The sequence below is a fragment of the Nocardia terrae genome (assembly GCF_009760405.1).
GTDB lineage: Bacteria > Actinomycetota > Actinomycetes > Mycobacteriales > Mycobacteriaceae > Nocardia > Nocardia terrae.
In genome coordinates, this window is record NZ_WRPP01000001.1 from 154838 (window position 1) to 174151 (window position 19314).

Here is a 19314-nt window from a genome sequence, read left to right on the forward strand (position 1 = left end):
CCGATCGACGACGATCATGCCGTGCGCGGGTGCCGGGCACGCGGTAGACGCGCGGAAAGAATCACCGGAATGCCAGGCGCAGCGGCAAGCTGCGGTGGCGGCGCACGAAAATACTCGGAAACCACTGCGGCGGGACGTCTTCGACGAGGGTGAATCCGGTGGTGCGGTCCAGCAGCGCGGTCAGCGCCGCGGTGGCCTCCAGCCTGGCCAGCGCCGAGCCGATGCAGAAGTGGATGCCGCGGCCGAAGGCGAGATTGTTCGCGCCGCTGCGGCGGTCCAGATCGATGACGTCGGGGTGCTCGAAGCGGGCCGGGTCCCGATTGGCCGCGCCCCACGACAGCAGCACGTGACTGCCCGCGGGAATCTCGATGCCGCCCAGCGCGGTATCGGCGGGCACGTGCCGATGATGGCCGCGGAAGGGCGATTCCAGGCGCAGCGCCTCGTCGAGGAAGGCGGGCAGCAGCGCGGGTTCGCGGCGCAGCTCGTCCTGGAGGTCCGGGCGGGTGGCGAGCAGCCGTGCGGCATTGGCGATCAGGCCCGCGGTGGATTCGCCGCCCGCGCCCACGAGTTGGACGAGGATGAGCACCGCCACCGCGTCGGTGATCTCCCCGGCGGCGTGGGCGCGGGCCAGCGCGCCGAGCAGATCGTCACCCGGATCCTGCTGGGCGGCATGGAATTCGGTGTAGAGGTAGGCGGTCAGGTCGGTGGCGGCGGCCGCCAGTAGGGCGAACCGGTCCGCGTCCACCACGCCGCCGAGCATTTCGGTGCTGTCGTAGGCCCAGGTGAGCAGTTGTGGCACAGCGGCATCCGGCAGGCCGATGATGTCGGCGACCAGTGACAGCGGGAGCCGGTCGGCCATGCCCGCGGCCCACTCGATGCGATCACCGTGCAGCTCCTCGGACCAGAGCCGGTTCACGAGTTCGGTGACGGTCGGAGCGAGACCGCGAATCCGCTTGGCCAGCAGGGGTTGTACGAGTTTGCGCTGGGCCTGGTGGCTCGGCTCGTCCGCGGTGGCCAGCACGTGGACGGCCCGCCCGCTGCCGTCCATGTCGAAGGTGGATGGCGGCAGTCCCGGCTGTCGTAGCAGCGCGCCGGTCAGGTGCGAGGAGAAGTCGTCGGTTCGATTCACCGCCTCGGTCACCAGATCCCACGATGTCACCAGGTAGAAGTCGGTGCCCGGGATGCGGTGGACCGGTGACTCCGCGCGCAGGCGGCGGTACAGCGGGTACGGGTCGTCGAGGTGGGCGGGGTCGAAGAGGTCGAGGGCATCGGGTGAGAGCAGGGTCATCGCGGTCCCAACTGTGGAAGGTCTCGTGTGCCCCACGGTTTCCCGGCCTGGAATCGGGTGTCAACGACCGTCTCGCCGTGAGACGGCACGGCCCCGGCGGCTCACCCGCACGCTGGGCTTTCCCGCCCGTCTCGAGACTCCGGACCCCCGTCCGGGACGGCCGACTAGTATCGAATGCCTACGCGAAACGCTGCTGGCCCAGGAGGCTCGGGTGATCGTGCGCAAACGGATGTGGGCGGGACGAGGAGCCGGAGCGGTGGTCGCGGTGGCCGCCCTGCTCGCGCCGGTCTTCGCGGTGAACGGGCCGGTGGCGCGGGCGACGGCACCCGATGTGGTCACCATCGACAGCGGCGGCCTGCACGGTGTCGTGGCGCCGGACTATCGGCTGTTCAATGGAATCCCTTATGCCGCACCGCCGGTCGGCGCGCTCCGCTGGCGGCCGCCGCAGGCCGTGGCACCCTGGCCGGGCATCCGCGAGGCGCGCGACGCGGGTCCCAAATGCGCCCAGGCCACCGGGCTGGGCGGGCCGCGCTCCACCGACGAGGATTGCCTGTACCTGAATGTGTGGACCCCGCCCACCCTGCCCGCCGACGGCCGCGGCCTGCCGGTGATGGTGTGGATCCACGGTGGCAGCCTGCAGACCGGCGCCGGAAACATCTACGGCGCAGCGCCTCTGGTTTCGCAACCCGACGGCGACAGCATCGTGGTCACCATCAACTACCGGCTCGGAATCCTCGGTTTTCTGGCCGCCTCCGCCCTCGACGACGGGACGGGCGCGGGGGATTACGGCCTGATGGATCAGCAGGCGGCACTGCGCTGGGTGCAGCGCAATATCGCGGCCTTCGGCGGCGACCCGAATCGGGTCACGGTGGATGGTGAATCGGCGGGCGGGATTTCGATCTGCGCCCAGATGGCCGCCCCCGGCTCGGCCGGGCTGTTCCAAGCGGCGATGATGCAGAGCGGTCCGTGCTCGGGTCAATCCCTCGCGGACGCCGAGGCCGAGGGTGACGCCTGGGCCGCCGGAGTCGGTTGCGCCGGACCGGATGCCGCCGCCTGCCTGCGCGCCCTGCCACCCGACGTGCCGGTGGACCACACCCCCGAATCGACGAACGTGGTCTACGGCAACGACTTCTTGCCCCAGGATCCGGTGGCGAAGCTGAAAGCCGGTGGCATGGCGCGGATTCCGACGTTCATCGGATCCAACCACGACGAGATGGCGCTGTGGGTGTGGATGAAATACGGCATCCCCCTCGGCGCGCGACTCGACGCCACGGTCTACCCCACCGTCCTGCGGGACCAGCTGAAGCTCGACCAGGACAGCCTCGACCGCGTCATGGCGGAGTACCCGCTCTCCGCCTACGCCCAGCCCGCCCTCGCCCTGAGCCGGGTCTGGACCGACAAGGTCGTCTGCAACCTGATCGGCCAGGTCGCCGACTTCAGCCGCCAGAACCCCACCTACGTCTACCAATTCGACGACCCGTCCCCGCTGTCCCCGCCCAGCACCTTCCCCCTGGGCGCCTACCACGCCTCGGAGCTCCCATCCCTGTTCGACCTGGTCCAGGCCGGTCCGCTCCTGCACGGCGTCATGACCCCCGACCAGCAACGACTGCAAGCCGAAATGCGCAGCTACTGGGCGCGTTTCATCACCGCCAACACCGCGGACCCGCGGGGCCTCCCCGCCATCCCGCGATACTCGGCCACGGCCCCGGCCTACCTCTCGTTCCGCCCCACCGGCAGTCGGCCGTCCGATGCCTTCGCCGCGGATCATCGCTGTGAGTTCTGGAGCGATCTGGCGCGATAAGGGTTGACCTTGACGCTACGTCAGGGTTGGAGGCTGGTCGCATGACGAACGACAGCATTGCTTCGGACCGGCTCGCCCCGCCGGTCGGTGGATTCCAGGAGATCGAGGGGCGACGGATTTTCGTGCACACGGCGGGCAGCGGGGGACCGGCGGTGGTGTTCCTGCCGGGCGCGAGCGCGGTAGGTTTGGACTATTACGGTGTGCAACAGGGGGTTTCGCAGTTCACCACGGCCGTGGTGTACGACCGCGGCGGCTCGGGCTACAGCGATCCGCTGCCGTTGCCCCGGACCGCCGCCGCGGTCGCCACCGAACTGCGCGAGCTCCTGCGGGCCCGGAACATCCCCGCGCCTTACGTTCTCGCGGCTCATTCCCTCGGCGGCTTCTACGCCTACCGCTTCGCCCAGTTGTTCCCGGCGGAGGTCGCGGGCCTCGTCTGGCTCGACGGGCTGCACCGCGACTGGGACGACTTCGTGCCCGCCGCGTCGAGCCTGGCCGCCACCGAGCGAATGGCGGGGGACCCGGAACAGATCGAGCAGATGCGGCCCGCGGTGTGTGCGATGACCGCGGACCTGCTCGCGAACTATCCCGCGCGCCTGCGGGATGCGCTGATCGAGGCCAAGACCAGCGACGAATGGCTGCGCGCGGGGGTGGCCGAACGGAGCACGCTGATCGCGCCCGCCGCCGAACTGCGTACGGGGCCGGGCCTTCCGGATGTCCCGGTAATCGCGCTGACGGTGGTGGGTAACGACCCGTTCTATCGGGAGTTGCACGATGCCAAGACGAAAATGGATGCGGCCCTGGTGAATTCGGTCTCGTGCGGGGAACAGCGGATCCTCTCCGACACCCTCCACCACCGGCTCTGCTTCGACCGCCCCGACGCCGTGGTCCAGGCGATCCGCGACGTCGTCGACCGCCTGCCGCGGACCTAGACTCGGCGCGGTGCTCACCATCGGTCAACTCGCGGCCACCGCCGGTGTGACGGTGCGAACCGTCCGCCACTACCACCACGTCGGCCTGCTCTCCGAGCCCGACCGCGACGCCTCCGGCTACCGCCGCTACGGGGCGCAGGCCGCCGTGGACCTGATTCGAATCCGGACGCTGGCCGACGCGGGCGTCCCGCTGTCGCGCATCGACGCCCTGCTGCACGCCCAACCGGCCGAATTCGCCGCGGCCATCACCGATATCGACGCCGATCTACAACGCAGGATCGACCAGCTCACCGAGTATCGCGCCCGCATCGCCGAACTGGCCGGCGGCGAGCGTCTGGTCCTCCCGCCCGACGTGGTCGCCCTCCTCGACCGCATGCGTGCCCTGGGCATCGGTGACCTGCGCATCCGCCTCGAGCGGGATGCCTGGATCTTGATGCGGGCGTTGACCCCGCAGGCCGTTCCGCAGCGCGTCCGCGAGAAGCATGCCGCCCTGGACGATTCCGAAACGGTCCGCCTGATCCTGGCCTGCGATGAGTCGGTCGACTGGGACCCGCACGACCCCCGGTTGGATCGGCTCATCGATGACCTCGACGCCCTCGCGATCGAGAACGAGCGCATCGGGGCCCAGCCGTCCGCCCTGCCGCTGGTCTCCTCGCACATCGCCGACACCTCCCCGGCCTGGCAGCGCGTCCTCGGTGCGCTGTCGCACCGAGCCGCCCGCCGAGCCACGTGAGCGGTACTCAATTTTTTGACTACTCAGACTCTGGACATTCGGGTCGACCGGAGGATACCGTCGAGAGGCATAAGCAATGAGTTGAATAGGGAAGTGAGGCGTCATGCACCCGTTCCGGAAGGCTGTCGAGGCTCGTGACGAGGCCGCGATCGAGGCTTTGCTGGCCGACGACGTCGTATTCACCAGTCCCGTCGCGTTCAAGCCGTATCCGGGTAAGGCCATCACCGCGGCGATCCTGCGCGGGGTGATGCGGGTGTTCGAGGACTTCCGCTACATCAAGGAGATCGGCGCGGAGGACGCCGCCGACCACGCTCTCGTCTTCGAGACGACCGTCGGGGGCAAGCGGATCACCGGGTGCGACTTCATCCACCTGAACGCCGACGGCAAGATCGACGAGTTCATGGTGATGGTGCGGCCGCTGTCGGGGGCGCAGGCGCTGGCCGAGGCGATGGGCGCGCAGTTCGAGCGAATTCAAAAAGAGGCGGTTGCGGAGATCGAACGGGCAGGCGGCGGTCTCGTGAACTGATGCGGCCGGGCCCGCCGCCGGGCCCGGTTTCCTGGGATGATCCACGGACAGACACCGAAAGGCCGATCCGCCATGACCAATGGCAGCTACACCCGCTATGTCGCCGTCGGCGACAGCCAGACCGAGGGTGTCGGCGACGGCGACGACCTGACCGGCCTGCGGGGATGGGCGGACCGGCTGGCCGAGCGACTCGCTCGCACCAATCCCGAACTGCGCTACGCCAATCTGGCCGTGCGCGGCAAGCTCGCCCACCAGATCCGGACCGATCAGCTGGACGCGGCGCTGGCGATGCGCCCGGATCTGGTCACCGTGCTGGCGGGCATGAACGATCTGCTGCGCCCGAACTTCGAACCCGACGTGATCGCCGGTCACGTGGAGGCCATGTTCGCGGCCTTCACCAAGGCCGGTGCGGTGGTGGGCACGCTGACCTTCCCCGATATCGCCGACAACATCCCGCTGGCCCGCCCGATTCGCGGCCGGATCGCCCTGCTCAACGACCGTATTCGCGCCGCCGCGCACCGGCACGGCGTGATCGTGGCCGAAACCGGTGGCCACGCCGTGGTTTCGGACCCGCGCATGTGGAATCCGGACCGCCTGCACGCCAGCCCGCTGGGCCACCAGCGCATCGCCGACGCCATGGCCGAGGCGCTGCGCCTGCCCGGCGCGGACGACTCCTGGACCCGCCCGCTGTTCCCCGCGCTGCCCGAGCCGGGCGTGCTGCGATCGATGGCGAACGAATTGCAGTGGGCGGCCGTGGCCCTGGGACCCTGGGTGATGCGGCGGCTGCGCGGGCTGTCCTCCGGCGACAATCGGTCGGCCAAGCGCCCCGACCCGCTGCCGGTGCTCATGCTCTGAATCCGGCAGTGAAACCGGTTCGGCTGCCGGACAATCGACCCTGAGCCCAGCGGGGGGCGGGAAGGGTCGGTGCGACCATGCTCATCGGCGACAATGCCCTGGCGGCGATCGGCCATACGCCGCTGGTCCGCCTGCACCGCGTGGTGCCGCCCGATTGCGCGGAGATCCTGGTGAAGGTGGAGGGCCAGAATCCCACCGGCAGCATGAAGGATCGCATGGCGCAGGCCGTGATCGGCGTGGCCGAGCGGGACGGGCGATTGAAACCCGGTGGCACCGTGGTCGAATACACCGGCGGCAGCACGGGCGCGGCGCTGGCGCTGGTCTGCGCGGCCAAGGGCTATCGGCTGCGGATCGTCAGTTCGGCGGCGTTCAGCGCCGAGAAGCTCACGCAGATGGCGGCTTTCGGCGCGGAACTCACCCTGGTCCCGAGTCCGGACGGCATGTTCACCGAGCGCCTGTTCCGGGACATGATCGCCACGGCCGCCCGGCTCGGCCGCGAACCGGACACCTTCTGGACCGATCAGCTGCACAACACCGACAGCATCACCGGCTATCACTCGATGGGCCAGGAGATCTGGGCGCAGACCGAGGGCCGGGTGGACGCGTTCGTGCAGGCGGTCGGCACCGCGGCCTCCCTGCGGGGCGCGGCCTCGCTGCTGCGCTATCACAAGCAGCGCAGGCTGCACGTGGTCGCGGTCGAGCCCGCGGAATCGCCGGTGCTCTCGGGCGGCGCACCGGGCGCGCATCGCATCGAGGGCATCGGCATCGGGTATCCGCCGCCGCTGTGGGATCCCACGCTGGTCGACGAGGTGATGGCCGTCTCGACCGCCGACGCCGAAGCCATGGCCCGCCGCCTGGCCCGCGAGGAGGGCCTGTGCGCCGGCACCTCCTCGGGCGCGAACGTGCTGGCCGCCATCGAGATCGGCCGACGCCTGGGCGCGCGGGCGCGCGTGGTCACCGTCCTGGTGGACTCGGGCCTGAAATACCTGAGCACCCCGGTGTTCCGGCGCGAGGCTCAGACGTTGACGCCGTAATCCCGTGCGATACCGGCCAATCCGGAGGCGTAGCCCTGCCCGATGGCCCGGAACTTCCATTCGGGGCCGTGCCGATACAGCTCGCCGAACACCATGGCGGTCTCGGTCGAGGCGTCCTCGGTGAGGTCGAAGCGGGTCAGCTCCGAGCCGGTGGCGGCGTCGATCACCCGGATGTAGGCGTTGCGCACCTGCCCGAAAGCCTGCCGCCGCGTCTCGGCCTCGTAGATCGACACGGGGAAGAAGACATTGGTGATGTTCGGCGGCATGGCCGCCAGATCCAGGTTGATCACCTCGTCGTCGCCCTCGCCCTCACCGGTGAGGTTGTCGCCGGTGTGCTCGATGGTGCCCTCGGGGGAGCGCAGGTTGTTGTAGAACACGAAATGCTTGTCGGAGACGACCCGCTGGTCGGGTCCGCAGGCCAGCGCGCTGGCGTCCAGGTCGAAATCGGCTCCCGTGGTGCTGCGTACGTCCCAGCCCAGGGCGACGGCCACCTTCGTCAGATTCGGCGCTTGTTTGGACAGTGAGACATTGCCGCCCTTGGCCAAACTCACACTCATCGAATTGCCTTCCCTCAGGATCGGTTCATCCATGCCCCATCGTCCTCGCGACGCGGCGCGTCGGCCAGCGAATAGGCGCGCCGGGGGCGGTTTCGCCTCGGATGTACCTGCACTCCAGGTCATCCGAGTGAGCGCAGGAACTCCGCGAGATAGCGTCCGCTGTAGTCGGTGAGGCCGTTGTTCTGTACCGCGGCCGCGCCGATGGTGTCGATGTGGTTGTAGCCGGGCAGGGTCTGCACGATGGCGGTCTGGGGGACCGGGAACACCAGGCCGGGGCCGAATTGCACGACGCTGTCACCGGCCCAGAGCACCAGGTTCGGTTTGGTGCGTTCCATGCCGTGGTAGCGCAGCTCGCCCATGTCGCCGGTGCGGGCGCCGCCGTAGCCCGCGGCGATGTCGAGGACCACGCGCAGCGGGAAGTAGGTCTCCCAGTAGGCGTAGGGGCCGCCGGAGCCCAATTGCCGTGCCACGTCGCGGATGTCGGCGACCTCGTGGCCGGGGGCGGTGTAGGGCACGCCCTGGACGTTGTCGTAGTTCCGCCAGGTGTAGAGCACCGACCGGTCGGATGGTGCGTAGCGTTCCTGCGGCCCCGCCGACAGACGCAGGTAGTTGCCGAGAATCGGAATCTGGGTCGCGGAACCGGGATTGGGGAAGCTCTTGGGCCGCACCGGCCCGCCGTCGAGCACGCCCATACCCTGCTGCAGGAGTTCGAAGTTGCAGGAGTTGTTGTCCAGCAGCTCGCCGAGCAGGGCGGTATTGGTGAACCGGTAGTCGCGCAGGGTCCCGGTGCCGTCCGCGCCATCGGTGGCGAAATCGGCCCAGGTCGAGGCGAACAGGAAGTTCAGGGTGGAGTCGATCTCGAAGTCGTGCGGAAGGTGCGCCAGCAGGTGGCTTTCCCCGTCGGGGTCCAGATGCGCGGCCAGTCCGGCGAGACGGTAGATCAGGAACGCCTTGGTCCCGATGACCGGCGTCGCGCCGAGGATGCGCGGGAGCAGGCCGATGTTCTGGGTCGCCTTCAGCACATCGTTGACCGGCGAGATGATCGCATTGGTGAGATCGTGCAGGAACGGGGTGTTCTGGATGGCGACCGGGTCCGAGGACACCATCGAATCCTGGGACACGAAGGCCGCGCACTGGCTGTAGCCCGCGGCGTCGGGGTCACCGTTGCCGAAATCCCAGTCGGCGAAGAAGCCGGTGACCAGCCCGCCCATCGAAATGCCGGTGCACACGTACTTGTGCTGGCGCACAAGCTGATCCGGGATCTCGTGCAGCATGATCTCGTACTGGTCGCGCAGCACCCGCTCGAGCCCCATGGAGTCGAGCACTGCCAGATCCTGGGAGTTCTTGAACCCCGGGAACACTCGCCCGTCGATGGGCATGCCGTTGAAGTAGTAGTCGACGGCGTCCAGGTAGTTCCCGGTCTTCAGCGCATAGTCGAATCCCGTCGTCTCGTCGAGGCAGCTGCTGCGCCGGGCCATGGCCCAGAACTCCACCTTGCGGCCCAGCTGCGCCGCCGAGCGCACGGTATTGGCGGCCACACTGTCGGAATTCATTGCGCCGCCGTCGAATCCCTGCTGCTGCACCACCACCGAATCGGCGTCCGCCGAATCCGTCGGTCCGTCGGCCGCGCGATAGCGCAGGAACCCGGCCCGATCGCACTCCGGCGGATGCGCGGGCGCGTTCGGCGGCAACGGCAGCAGAAAACTGACCTGCGAGACGATCACGCCGTCCCTGTCGTCCAGGACCGTTTCCTGCCGATCGGTCGCCGCACTGACCGGCGCGACCGCGTGCGCCCGAGCCCCCAGGGGCGAAATCAGCGCGGCCACCGTCCCCGCGGCCACCGCGACCGTCCCCCAGCCCAACGAAATTCTCACGAACAGCATCGTCACCAGCCGGGATGTCCGCGGTCATTGGGCAGTGCGAAAGCAAACGATCCCCACCGCTGTGAACAATTCCGAATCCCGCGAGAACGGGCTCGGCGGTCGGGGTCGTTGCGCTAGGTTGCCCGCCCCGAGGATGAGGACGGTGTCCGGGGATTCCCCGATGCGTAGAGGCCGGTCGGGTTTTTAGGGTCGGTGTATGCGAATGAATCCGTTTCTCGGGCGTCACCGGTGGCGATCTGTCGTGCCGGCGGTCGCGGCTTGCCTGGCCTTGGCGGCGGTAGCCGGATGCGGTGGGCGCACGGCGAAATCGGACCCGGCCACGCCGTTGCCCGCGCAGGTCACCGATGCGCTCACCGATCTGGTCGGGTCCGGGCTGCCAGCGGCGCAGGCGGTGATCAGCGGCCCGGAGGGAACGCGGACCGCCACCGCGGGGACCGGATACGTCGAAGGGTCTCACTTCCGAATCGGCAGTGTCACCAAGAGCTTCGTCGCGACGGTCGTGCTGCAACTCGTGGGCGAGGGCTCGGTGGAACTCGAGGCTCCGATCGAGAAGTACCTGCCGGGGGTCGTACAGGGGAACGGCAATGACGGGAACCGGATCACGGTGCACCAATTGCTCCAGCACACCAGTGGATTGGCGGACTTCGCGCCCGAGGATCCCAGCGAGAAGCAGCCGCAGCAACTGGATCAGATGTCGGACGGCAAGGCGTACCGCGATCTCGGACCGGCCGATCTGGTCGGCATCGCGATGACCATGCCGCCGCAATTCGAGCCCGGGGCGCAATTCCGGTACACCAACACCAATTACGTGCTGCTCGGGATGATGGTCGAACGCCTCACGGGTCGGCCGCTCGCGACCGAGATCAGCCGCCGGATTCTGGATCCGCTGGCCATGCGCGACACCTATCTCCCCGTGCCCGGCGAAACCGGTCTGCGCGAACCGCATCCGACCGGGTTCCACAAGGTCGACGGCACGTGGGCCGACATCACCGATATCGAGGCGGCGTGGACCGGCGCGGCCGGAGCGATCGTCTCCACCGGCCCCGATCTCAACCGCTTCACCACTGCGCTGATCACCGGGAAGCTGCTGCCGCAGGCCCAGCTCGACCTCATGAAGAACACCGTTCCGATGACGCCCGACGGGGCGATGGCCTACGGCCTCGGTCTCATCCGGCTCCAACTCCCGTGCCAGAACCGGACCGCGGAGGCTTGGGGCCACGCGGGCGGCATCCCGGGGTTCAGCACCCTCGCGGTCGCCACTCCCGGCGGCACCGCGATCGCCGTCAGCGTCAACACCGAGGAAACCAACGACCACTTCTCCCCGGCTCTGACCGCCATCGTCTGCGCGGTCGCCTGACTGACGGCCGTCCTCGGCCCGGTCCGTGGGGACCGGGCCGAGGACGGGACGGGGACTACTTGCCGATAACGCCGTACTGGGTGAGCAGCTCACCGATCTCGTTGTTGCCGAGCCGCTTCGCCAGGCCGCGCCACAGCAGGTCGGGGCCGGGCAGGGTGACCGGGTCGCCGTCGCGCAGGCGGGCCATGGCGGCCAGCAGGGTGCGGACGTCGTAGGTGGAGTCGAAGACCTCGGGGACGCCGCGTTCGATATCGAGGAGCTGGTACGCGGCCTCCATGCCGGTGCGGACCGAGTACTCGGTGGTGAAGATGCAGTCGCGCGAGGTCTCGGCGAACTGGCCGATGAAGGCGAAGTTGGTCGCGCCCTCGGGAACCACCTGGGGGCGGTCGCCCGCCTTGCGGGGCATGAAGAAGGCGGTGATGTAGGGCATCATGACCGGCACGCACTTGGCCGCATCAGCGGCCAGTTCAGCGATATCGGCCTCGGGAACACCCAAGTGGTACAGCCATTCCTGGGTGATCTCCTCGCCCGTGCACTCCTGCATCGTCTTCTTCACGTAGTCGCCGGGCTTGTCGACGAACAGCGAGTAGACCCAGACCACGATCTGGTCCTTGGGCTGCTGCTTGAAGTGCGGCTGACGGTTGACCGTCCAGCTCATCAGCCAGCTGGAGTCCTTGACGGTGACGATGCCGCCGGTGACCACCTTGCCGCTGAAGGGATCCCGCTTGCAGATCTTCTGAATGTAGTCGGGGATGCGCTGATCCAGCGTGGTGACGGTGGCCGACTCCCACTTGGTCTCGGGGATGTGCCCGCCGAAGACGTCCGGGTTGCCGAAAGCCTGGTCCTTCGCGGCGATTCGACGCCACAGGTCCCAGGCGGGCGCGGGACCCTCGTTGAGCTTGGCGGGCGTGTGCTGGTCGCCCTCGTCGGAATTCTCGGTGAGCGAGCCGATGGTCATCAGCACCAGATCGTCGGGCCCCAGGTCGACCCCGCCCTCGACGCCCTCGGAGATCCAGTGAATCCTGGTGGCCTGCTTGCGCTTCGCGGTGATATCGAAGTCGACGTCGGTGACCGTGGTGTCGAACTTGAAGGTCACGCCCTGGTCCAGCAGCCAGCGGTAGAGCGGCAGCACCAGCGACTCGTACTGGTTGTACTTGGTGAACTTCAGCGCCGAGAAGTCCGGTAGGCCGCCGATGTGGTGGATGAACCGGTGTAGGTACAGCTTCATCTCCAGCGCGCTGTGCCAGTCCTCGAAGGCGAACATGGTGCGCCAGTACATCCAGAAGTTGCTCTCGAAGAAGTCCTTCGAGAACACCTCGTTGATGCGCTTGCCCTCCATCTCCTCACGGGTGGCGAGGAAGATCTTGGTGATGTCCTTCTGCGCCTTGTCGTTCAGCGTGAAGAGGTTCTTGGTCTGGGCGCTCTGCCCGCGATTGACGGTGGCGCGCTCGAGGGAGAAGTTCGGGTCGTCCTTGTTCAGCCAGTAGAACTCGTCGAGCACACTCGCGCCGTCGACCTCGATGGACGGAACGCTCCGGAAGAGATCCCACAGACATTCGAAGTGGTTCTCCATCTCGCGGCCACCGCGAATGACGAAACCCTTCTTCGGTTCCTTGATGCCGTCGAGCGCGCCGCCCGGCAGTTTCAGCTCTTCCAGAATGGTGATCTTGTTACCGGGCATCTGCCCGTCGCGGATGAGGAAGGCCGCGCCGGAGAGCGAGGCCAGGCCCGAGCCGACGAACCACGCCGTCTTGCCGTCCACGTTCGCGGGCTTGCGCGGACGGGCGAACGCCTCGTAATTGCCACTGCTGTAGTACATAAGAACTCCTATCCCTGAAATTGGTCCCGAAGTGCTTGCGCTGCCGTGGATCTCGGCTCAGTACTTGTAGAACCCCTCTCCGGTCGCGATCCCGAGCTTGCCCTGGTCGATGTAATTGGTCTTGAGCCACTGCGCGATTCGCTGCGAGGTCTCGTCGCCGTTGACCATGATGTTGTAGGGCGTGGTCAGGCCGATGATGTCGAGGATCCGGAACGGCCCGGCCGGTGCGCCGGTCCCGATGGTCCAGGTCTTGTCCACGTCCTCGGGGCTCGCGTATCCGCCCTCGGCCAGGTTCATGGCGGCGTCGAGCAGCGGCACCAGCAGCGAGTTCAGGACGTATCCGGCCTTCTCCTTGTGCAATTCGATCGGCACCATGCCGATGGCGGTGGCGAAGTCGACCACCGCCTGATACACGGCCGGATCGGTGTCGACGGTGCCCATGACCTCGGCGGTATTGAAGTGCCACACCTGATTCGCGAAGTGCAGCGCCAGGAACCGGTCCGGCCGGCCGGTGAAATCCTTCATGGCGCTGGGCAGCAGCGTGGAGGAGTTGGTGGCGAAAATCGTGCGCTCGGGCGCGAGCTTGCCCAGCTTCTCGTAGGTGTCCTGCTTGATGGCGAGCACCTCCGGCACCGCCTCGATCACCAGGTCGGCGTCGGAGACCGCCTGTGCCAGATCGGAAGTCAGCGCGATGCCCGCCGCGGTGGCCTCGGCCTTGCCGTCCGCGCCGCCCGCCACCTGCTCGCGGTAGACCGCGGCCAGCTTGTCGAAGCGTCCGCGCGCGGCGGTCAGCGCGTCCTCGGTGATGTCGTAGGCGGTGACGTCGAATCCGCGGAACGCGGTCTGGAATGCGATCTGGGAACCGAGCACGCCGGTCCCGAGCACGGTGACCTTGCGGATGTCGATGCTCATTGTCATTGCCTCCCTAGGGATGTGAAGAATCCAGCGATGATTTGCGCGATCTGCGAACGCAGATCCGCCATGGCGTCGTGACCGGGATGCGCCCCGGTGGACGGTTGTACGAGAGCCAGATGCAGGGCGGCGAACACGCTGCGTCCGGCCAGGCGCGCCTGCTCTTCGACCGGGCCCGCATCGATGCCGCGCGCGCGGGCGTCGGCGACGAGCCGCTCGGCGATCATGGATTCCAGCCGCGCGACCAGGGCCAGACCCTCGGACCGGTACTTGTCCGTCGGCGACCCGAACAGCAGTTCGCGCTGGTAGGCGATGGTGTTCTCGGGTCGCTGCTCCGCGGTGCGCAGCAGCGGCCGCACCATCGCGAACACCGCGGTGAGGGAGTCGGTCCGCGCCCGCGCCTCGGCAGCGCCGTCCTCGAGCGCGGTGCGCAACTCCTCGTTGTAAACCATGAGCAGCAGTTCGCCTTTGGAGGCCGCGTACCGGAACAGCGTCCCGGCGGCGATATCGGCCCGGTCGGAGATCTGCTGCGTGGTCGTGCCATCGAATCCGTGTTCAGCAAACATGGCTGCGGCGGCGTCGAAGATCCGCGACTGCTTGTCGTGCATCTTCCGCTGCCTTCGGGTGACGTGCACCGATCTGGCCTGCGCGACCATCGGACACCTCCAACTCCGCATCAGAAATGAGTATGCTCAAAAATGAGCGTACTCCCGGTTATCAGAAGTGCAACCCACGGTGTCGCCGACCGGGCGTATGTTGATCCCATGGGCACGCATCTGACCCACTGGGGTGTCTTCGAGGCGGACAGCGACGGCGACCGGTTGACCGAGGTGCGCCCCTGGCGCGAGGACCCCGAGCCCATGCCGCTGATCGAGAATGTCGCCTCGGCGCAACATCATCCGGCCCGCATCGACCAGCCGTATGTGCGAAAGGGCTGGCTGGAGAACGGGCCCGGGCCCGCCGCGCGCGGCGCGGACGAATTCGTCCCGATGTCCTGGGAGACCGCGCTGGATCTGCTGGCCGGTGAATTGGCCAGGGTGTACCGGGAATTCGGCGCGCAGTCGGTCTACGGCGGCTCCTACGGCTGGGCCAGCGCGGGCCGATTCCATCACGCGCAGAGCCAGGTGCACCGCTTCCTGAACTGCCTGGGCGGCTATGTCGCGCACCGCAACAGCTACAGCCTGGGCGCGTCCACCGTGCTGCTGCCGCACATCCTCGCCGATATGGGCACCATCATGTCGCGCGCCACCACGAAATCGGTGCTGGCCGAGCATTCGAAGCTGGTCGTCTCCTTCGGCGGGCTGTCGCCGAAGAACGCGGCGGTCTCGCCCGGCGGTGTGTCCCGGCACAACGGCCGGGGCTGGATCCGCACCGCGCGGGAGAACGGCTGCCGGTTCGTCACGGTGAGCCCGCTGCGCGACGATATTCCGGCCGAGGCTCAGGCCGAATGGATCGCCTCGCGGCCGGGCAGCGATGCCGCGCTGATGCTGGCGCTGGCGCAGGTGCTGGACGCGGAAGGGTTGGCCGACAACGCTTTTCTCGACAGCTACACCGTCGGCTACGAACGCTTCGCGGACTATCTGCGCGGCGGCGTCGACGGGATCGTCAAGGATCCGGAGTGGGCCGAGCCGATCACCGGCGTTGCCGCGGAACGGATTCGGTCGCTGGCTCGCGAGATGGCGAGCACCCGCACGCTGGTCACGGTGAGCTGGTCGCTGCAGCGCGCCCGCTACGGCGAGCAGCCGCTGTGGCTCGGCGTGGTGCTGGCCGCCATGCTCGGCCAGATCGGGCTGCCCGGTGGCGGTTTCGGGCACGGCTACGGTTCGTCCGCGAATGTCGGTCTGGCCGTGCGCGTCACCTCGCCGCCCAAGCTGCCGCAGGGCCGCAATGGCGTCGAGGACTTCATTCCGGTGGCGCGGATCGCGGATATGCTGCTCAATCCCGGTGCGCCCTATGAGTACAACGGCGAGCACCGCACGTACCCGAACATTCGCCTGGTCTATTGGGCGGGCGGCAATCCCTTCCACCACCACCAGAACCTGGCCCGGCTGCGCACCGCGTTCGGCCGTCCCGACACCGTGGTGGTGCACGATCCGTTCTGGTCGGCCACCGCCCGGCACGCCGATATCGTGCTGCCCTCGACCATGACCATCGAGCGTGACGACTACGGCTCGGGAGAGGGCGACCGCTTCTTCTTCCCGATGCCCGCCCTGACCCGCCCGCACGGCCAGGCTCGCGACGACTACTGGATGTTCGGGGAGCTGGCCGAAAGGCTGGGTGTCGGAAAGGAATTCACCGAGGGCCGCACGGCGCAGGAGTGGTTGCGCCACCTCTACGACGAATGGCGGGACCGGCTCGGCGAGCGCGGCTACGAGATGCCGGACTTCGAGGCGTTCTGGGCCGGTGAACCGGCGCAGCTGCCCCTCGAGGCCGAGGAGCACGTCGCCTTCGCGGACTTCCGCGCCGACCCGTCGGCCCATCCGCTCGGCACTCCGAGCGGCCGCATCGAGATCTTCTCCGAGACCATCGCGGGCTTCGGCTACGACGACTGCCCCGGCCACCCCGTCTGGCTCGAACCCGACGAATGGCTGGGCAGCCCGCAGGCGGCGCGCTTCCCGATCCAATTGGTGGCCAACCAACCCCGGACCAAGCTGCACAGCCAACTCGACATCGGCGCGCACAGCCAGTCCACGAAGATCTCGGGCCGCGAGCCCGTCCGCCTGCACCCCGACGACGCGGCCGCCCGCGGCCTCGCCGCCGGCGACGTCGTCCGCATCTTCAACGACCGCGGCAGCTGCCTGGCCGGCCTCGAGATCAGCGACGCCGTCCGCCCCGGCGTAGCCCAGCTCTCCACCGGCGCCTGGTACGACCCCGACCCCGCCGACCCGACCTTCTGCCGCCACGGCAACCCGAACGCGGTCACCAACGACCGCGGCACCTCCCGCCTGAGCCAGGGCTGCACCGGCCAGCTCTCCCTGGTCGAAATCGAGCCCTACACCGCCCCCCTCCCTCCTCTGACCGTCACCGGCCCACCCGCCATCGCCGCTTCCTAGCGATGCGGACGGCTACCGCACCGTGATTCAGCGAGCCTGCTTGCCCGTGGTGAGGGCTTCGATGACGGTGCGGGCGGCATTGGAGGGGGTGCGTTCGGTGGCGTGGCCGACACACAGTTTCCAGGGGAGGGGGCCCGGGGCGAAGTCGGAGTGGGGGATGGCGGGGGAGAGGCGGGCGACGGAGAGGGGGATGAGGGCTACGCCGAAGTTCTTGGCGGCCAACTCCATTGCGAAGGCTTGGTCGGCTACCTCGATGACCGGCGAGCGGGTGGGGAAGAGGTCGTCGGCTATGGAACGGATGCCCCAGCCGGGTGGGTAGTCGATGAAACGGACGCCGGTGAGGTCGGCGGCGCGGAAGGGGCGACCGGCCAGGGGGTGGCCGGGGGCGGTGCACAGGACAAGGGTCTCCTCGACGATGAGATGGGTTGTGATGCCGGGGAATTCGTCGGAGCGGCCGGCGAGGAGCGCGAGTTCCAGGGAGTTGTCGCGGAGACCTGCCAGATTGCCCGCCATGCCGGAGATGCTCTGGCGCATGCGCAGGGTCACGCCCGGAAAACGCTGGTGCAGATCGGCGATGATGCCCGCCAGGTCGAAATTGTGGATGTTCATGAGGTTGCCGACGACGACCTCGCCGCGGATCTCGCCCTGCGCGGCGTCGATGGCGTCGAGGATGTCGCCGCGGGCGCGCAGCAGGGAGCGGGCGGGGGCGACCATGGCGCGCCCGGCCTCGGTGAGTTCGAGGGTGCGGGGGGTGCGGTCGAACAGCCGGACGCCGAGTTCGTGTTCGAGTTTGGCGACGCTGGTGGAGACGGCCGATTGGACCAGGTTGAGCTCCCGGGCGGCCGCGGTGAAGGACCGGTGGTCGCAGCAGGCCAGGAAGCATTCGATCTGACGCATCTCCACCTCGGAGATCCTACTTTGCCATCTATGACAGAGATAGCGGCATCGAAAAGCATCGCTTTTGTTGATCCACAACCGGGTCCACCATGGACTCGTGACTGTTTCGATGACCCGCAAAGCCGAGGAAACCCGGTCCGAGGTCGGCACGACACTGAGCCGGACCACCGTGCTCGTTTTCGCCATCACCGCCGGTTCCTCCGCGGCCGGCAACTACTACCTGCAACCCCTGCTCCACGAGGTCTCGGGGGATCTGCGCATCTCCACCGCCACCGCCGCCCTGCTGGTCAGCGCCGCCCAGATCGGCTACCTGTGCGGCCTGGCCTTCCTGGTGCCCCTCGGCGACTTCCTGCGCCGCCACCGCATGGTCCCGATGCTGCTCGTGGCTTCGGTTGCGGCCCTGCTGGTTTCGGCCTTCGCCCCGAACTTCCCGGTGCTCTTCGCCGGTGTCGTCGCCACCGGCGTGACGGCCTCCGCGGCGCAGGTGGTGGTCCCGTGGGCGTCCTCGCTGGCCCATCCGGATCGCCGCGGGCAGGTGGTCGGCACGGTCATGAGCGGACTGCTGCTGGGCATCCTGCTGTCCCGCGTCCTGGCCGGGGCGGTGGCCCAGCTCGGCGGTTGGCGCGCGGTCCTGCTGGTGGCGGCCGGTCTGCAGGTGGTGATGGCGATCAGCGTGTATCTGCTGGCCCCCGCCACCCCGCGAGCCGCGTCCGGCGAGAGCTACCCGGAGGTGCTGACCTCGATCCTGGCCCTGATCCGGCGGCATCCGGTGCTGCGTCAGCGCATGACGCTGGGCTTCCTCGTCATGGCCAGCTTCTCGCTGGTCTGGACCGCCATCGCCTTCCTGCTGGCGGGCTCGCACGGAAGTGCTTACCGCTATTCGGAATTCACCATCGGCCTGTTCGGTCTGGCCGGTGTGCTCGGCGCGCTGGGCGCGCCCGTGGTGGGCCGTTTGGCCGACCGCGGCCACCTGCGCCGAGTGACCACGCTGACCTGGCTTGTGCTGCTGGCGAGTTGGGCGCTGGTGGCCTGGGGCGGGCACAATGTGATCGCGCTGATCGCCGCCCTGCTGGTCTTCGACTTCGGCATCCAGGGTTCGCACCTGACCAATCAGAGCGCCATCTACGCGCTGGATCCGGCCGCGCGCAGCCGCTTGACCACCGCCTACATGGTCACCTATTTCCTCGGCGGCGTCGCGGGCTCGGTGACGGCGGGCGTGGCGTACCAGGCTGGCGGCTGGGCCCTGGTCTGCGGAATCGGCGTCGCCGCAGCGCTGTTCGGTCTGCTGCTGTGGGCGGTATTCGCACTCCGTTCGGATTCGCCGTCGAAAGCAATTGCCGCTCGCTGAGTTCCGGGGTGATGGTGGCGCAAAGGCGCTTCTTGCTTACCGGTGACGCCGGGGTCGAATTGGCCCCGGCGTCTTTGCCATTAATTCTAATGGGTTTCCTTTTATTTCGAGTGGCGGTATGGCGCGTCCGATCCGCGCTGTCTCAGCCAATTGTCATGGGCGGCAACGCATGTCGGCGCGACAGCGTAGGCGATGATCGATCGCAAATCAATGGTTTGCCGAATGCAATATTCCACATGACTGACCCGGCGTGAGTGTGTACTGTCAGGTAATCTACTGACCGGTAGGCGGATCCGGGTAAGGTCCGCCATCGGTTCTCAGA

Annotated in this window: 16 protein-coding genes; 9 read left to right on the forward strand and 7 right to left on the reverse strand. The window is 68.1% G+C overall.

Going from position 1 to position 19314, the window contains the following annotated elements; genetic code table 11:
• Positions 1-61 precede the first annotated feature (61 nt).
• A complete protein-coding gene (locus GPX89_RS00745; protein WP_157354539.1) occupies positions 62-1288 on the reverse strand; it encodes a cytochrome P450 in 1227 nt (408 codons plus the stop codon).
• 211 nt (positions 1289-1499) lie between these two features.
• On the opposite strand from GPX89_RS00745, the gene GPX89_RS00750 reads away from it, so the two are divergent.
• The 6 genes from GPX89_RS00750 to GPX89_RS00775 all read left to right on the forward strand — a co-directional run bounded on the left by GPX89_RS00750 (position 1500) and on the right by GPX89_RS00775 (position 7166).
• Complete coding sequence (locus GPX89_RS00750) at positions 1500-3089, forward strand: carboxylesterase/lipase family protein (RefSeq protein WP_157354543.1); 1590 nt, start codon at positions 1500-1502, stop codon at positions 3087-3089.
• 41 nt (positions 3090-3130) lie between these two features.
• Positions 3131-4018, forward strand: coding sequence for an alpha/beta fold hydrolase (locus GPX89_RS00755; RefSeq protein ID WP_157354544.1), 888 nt, complete (start codon positions 3131-3133; stop codon positions 4016-4018).
• Positions 4019-4028: 10 nt separating this feature from the next.
• On the forward strand, positions 4029-4751 hold the full coding sequence (locus GPX89_RS00760) for a MerR family transcriptional regulator (RefSeq protein WP_328601381.1): 723 nt from the start codon (positions 4029-4031) through the stop codon (positions 4749-4751).
• Between the two features lie 103 nt (positions 4752-4854).
• Positions 4855-5277 carry a nuclear transport factor 2 family protein gene (locus GPX89_RS00765; RefSeq protein ID WP_157354545.1) on the forward strand — a complete coding sequence of 141 codons (423 nt, stop codon included), beginning with the start codon at positions 4855-4857 and terminating at the stop codon, positions 5275-5277.
• A gap of 72 nt (positions 5278-5349) precedes the next feature.
• Positions 5350-6132, forward strand: a complete 783-nt coding sequence (locus GPX89_RS00770) for an SGNH/GDSL hydrolase family protein (RefSeq protein ID WP_157354547.1) — start codon at positions 5350-5352, stop codon at positions 6130-6132.
• Positions 6133-6209: 77 nt separating this feature from the next.
• Positions 6210-7166 carry a PLP-dependent cysteine synthase family protein gene (locus GPX89_RS00775; protein ID WP_157354549.1) on the forward strand — a complete coding sequence of 319 codons (957 nt, stop codon included), beginning with the start codon at positions 6210-6212 and terminating at the stop codon, positions 7164-7166.
• Here GPX89_RS00775 and GPX89_RS00780 read toward each other — a convergent pair.
• The gene (locus tag GPX89_RS00780; protein WP_157354552.1) at positions 7148-7723 is read right to left on the reverse strand and encodes a TerD family protein; all 576 of its coding nucleotides are present in this window, start codon (positions 7721-7723) and stop codon (positions 7148-7150) included. The genes GPX89_RS00775 and GPX89_RS00780 overlap by 19 nt on opposite strands.
• A 119-nt stretch (positions 7724-7842) precedes the next feature.
• Positions 7843-9597 carry a hypothetical protein gene (locus GPX89_RS00785; RefSeq protein ID WP_328601382.1) on the reverse strand — a complete coding sequence of 585 codons (1755 nt, stop codon included), beginning with the start codon at positions 9595-9597 and terminating at the stop codon, positions 7843-7845.
• A gap of 250 nt (positions 9598-9847) precedes the next feature.
• Between GPX89_RS00785 and GPX89_RS00790 the strand changes: the two genes are divergently transcribed.
• Positions 9848-10963 (forward strand): serine hydrolase domain-containing protein, encoded by a 1116-nt coding sequence (locus GPX89_RS00790; protein WP_328601383.1) that lies wholly within the window; start codon positions 9848-9850, stop codon positions 10961-10963.
• 55 nt (positions 10964-11018) lie between these two features.
• Here the strand turns inward: GPX89_RS00790 and GPX89_RS00795 are convergent, their stop codons facing one another.
• The 3 genes from GPX89_RS00795 to GPX89_RS00805 are packed head-to-tail and all read right to left on the reverse strand — an operon-like array spanning position 11019 to position 14350.
• Positions 11019-12782 carry an oleate hydratase gene (locus GPX89_RS00795; protein ID WP_157354556.1) on the reverse strand — a complete coding sequence of 588 codons (1764 nt, stop codon included), beginning with the start codon at positions 12780-12782 and terminating at the stop codon, positions 11019-11021.
• 57 nt (positions 12783-12839) lie between these two features.
• Positions 12840-13694, reverse strand: a complete 855-nt coding sequence (locus GPX89_RS00800; protein WP_157354558.1) for a 3-hydroxyacyl-CoA dehydrogenase — start codon at positions 13692-13694, stop codon at positions 12840-12842.
• 2 nt (positions 13695-13696) lie between these two features.
• Positions 13697-14350: a TetR/AcrR family transcriptional regulator gene (locus GPX89_RS00805; protein ID WP_235946614.1), complete on the reverse strand. Its 654-nt coding sequence runs from the start codon at positions 14348-14350 to the stop codon at positions 13697-13699.
• 108 nt (positions 14351-14458) lie between these two features.
• Here GPX89_RS00805 and GPX89_RS00810 point away from each other — a divergent pair, with 108 nt between their 5' ends.
• Positions 14459-16747: a molybdopterin-dependent oxidoreductase gene (locus GPX89_RS00810; protein ID WP_157354560.1), complete on the forward strand. Its 2289-nt coding sequence runs from the start codon at positions 14459-14461 to the stop codon at positions 16745-16747.
• Positions 16748-16774: 27 nt separating this feature from the next.
• Here GPX89_RS00810 and GPX89_RS00815 read toward each other — a convergent pair whose 3' ends face one another.
• Entirely contained in the window at positions 16775-17644 is an 870-nt protein-coding gene (locus tag GPX89_RS00815; RefSeq protein WP_157386874.1) for a LysR family transcriptional regulator, read from the reverse strand.
• A gap of 109 nt (positions 17645-17753) precedes the next feature.
• Here GPX89_RS00815 and GPX89_RS00820 point away from each other — a divergent pair, with 109 nt between their 5' ends.
• Positions 17754-18992, forward strand: coding sequence for an MFS transporter (locus GPX89_RS00820; protein ID WP_157386875.1), 1239 nt, complete (start codon positions 17754-17756; stop codon positions 18990-18992).
• The last annotated feature ends 322 nt before the right edge of the window (positions 18993-19314 follow it).